The 3910-nt window shown below is 72.8% G+C and carries 4 protein-coding genes; all 4 read right to left on the reverse strand.

Features of this window, described 5'->3' with window-relative positions; all coding sequences use genetic code 11:
• Nucleotides 1–466, reverse strand: a 466-nt coding sequence (locus RBXJA2T_RS14545) for an NYN domain-containing protein (RefSeq protein ID WP_009858163.1), incomplete at its 3' end; no start/stop codon positions are given.
• Nucleotides 463–1503: a dihydroorotase gene (gene pyrC / locus RBXJA2T_RS14550; protein WP_009858164.1), complete on the reverse strand. Its 1041-nt coding sequence runs from the start codon at nt 1501–1503 to the stop codon at nt 463–465. The genes RBXJA2T_RS14545 and pyrC, both read right to left, overlap by 4 nt.
• Nucleotides 1500–2672 carry a GGDEF domain-containing protein gene (locus tag RBXJA2T_RS14555; RefSeq protein WP_009858165.1) on the reverse strand — a complete coding sequence of 391 codons (1173 nt, stop codon included), beginning with the start codon at nt 2670–2672 and terminating at the stop codon, nt 1500–1502. The genes pyrC and RBXJA2T_RS14555 overlap by 4 nt, the downstream gene beginning before the upstream one ends.
• Before the next feature lie 185 nt (nt 2673–2857).
• Nucleotides 2858–3910, reverse strand: a 1053-nt coding sequence (locus RBXJA2T_RS19565; RefSeq protein WP_009858166.1) for a GGDEF domain-containing protein, incomplete at its 5' end; no start/stop codon positions are given.

Consider the following 3910-nt stretch of genomic DNA (forward strand, 5'->3'; position numbering starts at 1 on the left):
CGGTGCGGCCACCGCGCCCGCGCGACGGCGTCGTGGCCACGCCGCCGCGGCGATGCGACAGCACGGTGAACTCGTCGTAGACCGAGATCGTCTCGTCGCCGGTCTTGCCGTCCTGGCCGAGGCCGACGACGCGGCAGCCCTTCTCGCGCAGGCGCTGCACCAGCGGCGCGAAATCGGAGTCCGACGAAGCGATCGCGACGACCGCCGGCCGCAGCGCGAGCACCAGGTCGATGGCGTCGACGGCCATCGCGATGTCGGTGGAGTTCTTGCCGGCGGCGAGGTTGACCATCGGCTTGATGCCCAGGCGCTTGAACGCCGCCTGGTGCTTCAGCGCGCTCTCGGCGGTGCAGTAGGCGCGGCGCACGTGCAGCGCGCCGTGGCGTTCGATCATCAGCTCGACGGCCTGCTCCATCACGTCCAGCGAGACGTTGTCGGCGTCGATCAGCAGCATCACGCCGGTGTTCATTGCAGGCTCCAGGGCAGGGTTTCGCCGGCACGCAGCGGCTTGATCGTGGCGTCGCCGAACGGCAGCGCCTCGGGCAGCGTGAACGGCTCGCGACGCAGCGTCACGGTGCCGGTGTTGCGCGGCAGGCCATAGAAGTCGGGGCCGTTGAAGGCGGCGAAAGCTTCCAGCTTGTCCAGCGCGCCGGCCAGCTCGAAGGCCTCGGCGTACAGCGCCAGCGCCGCCGGCGCGGTGAAGCAGCCGGCGCCGCAGACCGACTGCTCCTTCAGCGCCGCGGCGTGCGGGGCGCTGTCGGTGCCGAGGAAGAACTTGCGGCTGCCCGAGGCCACCGCGGCCAGCAGCGCGTGGCGGTGCACGGCACGCTTCAACACCGGCAGGCAGTAGTAGTGCGGGCGCAGGCCGCCGACGAACAGCGCGTTGCGGTCGTACAGCAGGTGATGGGCGGTGACGGTGGCGGCGGTGAAGTCGTCGGCGGCGGCGACGTACTCGGCCGCCTCCTTCGTCGTGATGTGCTCGAAGACGACCTTCAGCTCGGGAAAGTCGGCGCGCAGCGGGCGCATCACACGGTTGATGAACACCGCCTCGCGGTCGAAGACGTCGATCTCCGGGTCGGTGACCTCGCCGTGCACCAGCAGCGGCAGGCCGGCGCGCTGCATCGCCTCCAGCGTCGGGTAGCAGCGGCGGATGTCGGTGACGCCGGCATCGCTGTTGGTCGTGGCGCCGGCCGGGTACAGCTTGAGCGCGACGACGCCGGCCTCCCGGGCGCGCACGATCTCGTCGGGCGGCGTGTTGTCGGTCAGGTACAGCGTCATCAGCGGCTCGAAGTCGGTGCCTTCGAGGCCGGCGGCGAGGATGCGTTCGCGATAGGCCGTGGCCTGGGCCGCGGTGGTCACCGGCGGGCGCAGGTTGGGCATGACGATCGCCCGCGCGAACTCGCGTGCCGTGTACGGCAGCACGGCGGCCAGCGCCGCGCCGTCGCGCAGATGCAGGTGCCAGTCGTCGGGGCGGGTGATCGTCAGGGTGGTCGGCGCAGCGCTCATGCCGGAATTGTCTCATCGGCCCCGGCGAGCACCGCCCGGTCGCGGCCGCCGCGCTTGGCCGCGTACAGCGCGCCGTCGGCGGCGCGGTACAGGGCCTCGCCGTCGACGCGGCCCTGCGGGCTGAGCGCGATGCCGGCCGAGAAGCTCACCGGGCAGGCCTGGCCGGCTTCGGTGTGCAGCCCCATCTCCCGGCAGTCGCCGCGCAGTTGCTCGAGCACGCGCCGCGCACCGGCCGCGTCGCTGTCGGGCAGCACGAGGGCGAACTCCTCGCCGCCCAGGCGCACCAGCAGGTCGCTGGCGCGCAGCCGGGTGCGCACCGTCTGCGCGAAACGGCGCAGCACCTCGTCGCCGAAGACGTGGCCGTGGCGGTCGTTGACCTGCTTGAAGCGGTCGAGGTCGATCAGCACGAAGGCGACGCAGCCGCCGCCGCGGCGCGCGCGCCGCAGGGCCTGGGCGAGCAGCGGCTCGGCCGCCTGGCGGTTCAGCGCGCCGGTCAGGTGGTCGTGCGAAGCCAGGCGCTCCAGCGAGCGCGAGGCCCGCTCGGTGCAGGCGAGCACGAAGCCGAAGCCGGCGCCGAGCAGCGCGACGTAGGCCGCCACCGCGACCAGGGTCTGCACCGGGTTGGGCTGCGTCATGTCGACGTAGGCCGAGGGCTGAAGCACGGCGTGCACGCAGCGGATCAGCAACGTCGCGGCCACCAGCGCGAGCATCGCGCCGACCGGACGCAGCGAACGTTCGGCCTCGCGCCACTGCCGCACCACCAGCCAACCACCCCAGGCCAGCGGTGCCGCGGCGATCAGCGACATGATGGCCATGCGGGTCGGCGTCGCCAGCATCATCAGCGGCGCCATCGACAGCGCGCAGGCCAATCCGCCCATCACCAGCCATCGCGGCGGCGGCGCCTGGTCGACGAAACGCTGGAGCGCGGCGACGAACACGAACTCGCCGAGCACGATCAGCCCGTTGCTGGCGACCACCCAGACCGGCTGCGGGGCCACGACGTCGACCAGCAGGAACAGGTAGCCGGCCAGCATCAGGCTGTTGCCCAGACCCCAGCCCCGCAGCGCCTCGCCGCCGAAGAGCCGGCGGCTGGCGGTCACCAGCTGCAGGCCCAGCATGGCGTAGCCGAGCAGCAGCAGGACGAAGAGGGTCGGCTCGTGCAGGGTCATCGGGACGGCCCGCCGGCTGGCGAGCCCAGTCGCATCCACCGGACAGAGGATGCCGGCACAGGCCAGCAGGATCGCCCCGAGCGCCCGCACGCGGAGTGCCGCCGATCAACCGCAGCGGCTTCGCTAGCCGTGCATCCGCGCAATCCTGCACGCCGCGGCGGCCGGGCCGCCGCCGGGCGCGGGACTCAGGTGGTCTGCGGCGCCTCCGGCTGCGCGAGCACCACCCGGTCGCGGCCGGCGTGTTTGGCCTCGTAGAGCGCGCGGTCGGCATTGCGGTACAGCGCCTCGGCCCCGACGCGCCCGGACGGGCTGAGGGCGACACCGGCCGAGAAGGTCAGCACGAAGGGGCAGCCGTCGTCGGTCATCAGCCCCATCGCGGCGCAGGCCTGGCGCAGTTCCTCGACCACGCCCAGCGCGCCGGCCGCGTCGCTGTCGGGCAGCACCAGACCGAACTCCTCGCCGCCGCAGCGCGAGAAGACGTCGGTCGCACGCAGGCGCGCATCGACGGTCTGGGCGAAGCGGCGCAGCACCTCGTCGCCGAAGACGTGGCCGTGGCGGTCGTTGATCGACTTGAAGCGGTCCAGGTCGATCAGCACGTAGGCGACGGTGCTGCGGTCGCGGCGCGCGCGCTGCAGCGCGTTGGTCAGCAGCAGCTCGGCGGGCTGGCGGTTCAGCGCCCCGGTGAGGTGGTCGTGCGAGGCCAGGTGCTCCAGCGAACGTGTCGCGCGCTCGGTGCAGGCGAGCACGAAGCCGAAACCCGAGCCGAGCAGCGCGACGAAGCTCGTCAGCAGCAAGGCCGCCTGCATGCCGCCGGGCAGCATCGGGTCGGTGTAGTAGGACGGGTTCAGCGCCGCGTGGCCGCCTCGTGCCAGCAGCGCCAGCGCGATCAGCGCCAGGCCGGCGCCGACCGGCCACAGCGAGCGCTCGACACGATGGCGCGCACGCCAGACCAGCCAGGCGCCCCAGATCGCCGGCAGCGGCGTCAGCACCGAGGCGACGAACACGCGCGTCGGCGTGTCGAACAGCGCCAGCGGCACCATCGCCGCGACGCAGAAGCCGCAGGTCCGGCGCACCCAGCGCGGCAGCGGCCGGTCATCGATGAACTGCTGCAGCGCCGCGACGTAGGCGCACTCGCCGAGCAGGATCAGGGTGTTGCCGGCGATCACCGACACCGGCAACGGCACGACGATGCGCGCCAGCAGCATCAGGTGGCCGGCGAGCAGCAGGCTGTTGCCCCA

Origin of the sequence: Rubrivivax benzoatilyticus JA2 = ATCC BAA-35 (genome assembly GCF_000190375.1) — a bacterium.
In the GTDB taxonomy this organism is placed as follows: domain Bacteria; phylum Pseudomonadota; class Gammaproteobacteria; order Burkholderiales; family Burkholderiaceae_C; genus Rubrivivax; species Rubrivivax benzoatilyticus.

Coding starts and splice junctions, on each gene's coding strand:
- RBXJA2T_RS14555 (WP_009858165.1), bottom strand. CDS start 2,672: ATGACCCTGCACGAGCCGACCCTCTTCGTCCTGCTGCTGCTCGGCTAC.
- pyrC (WP_009858164.1), bottom strand. CDS start 1,503: ATGAGCGCTGCGCCGACCACCCTGACGATCACCCGCCCCGACGACTGG.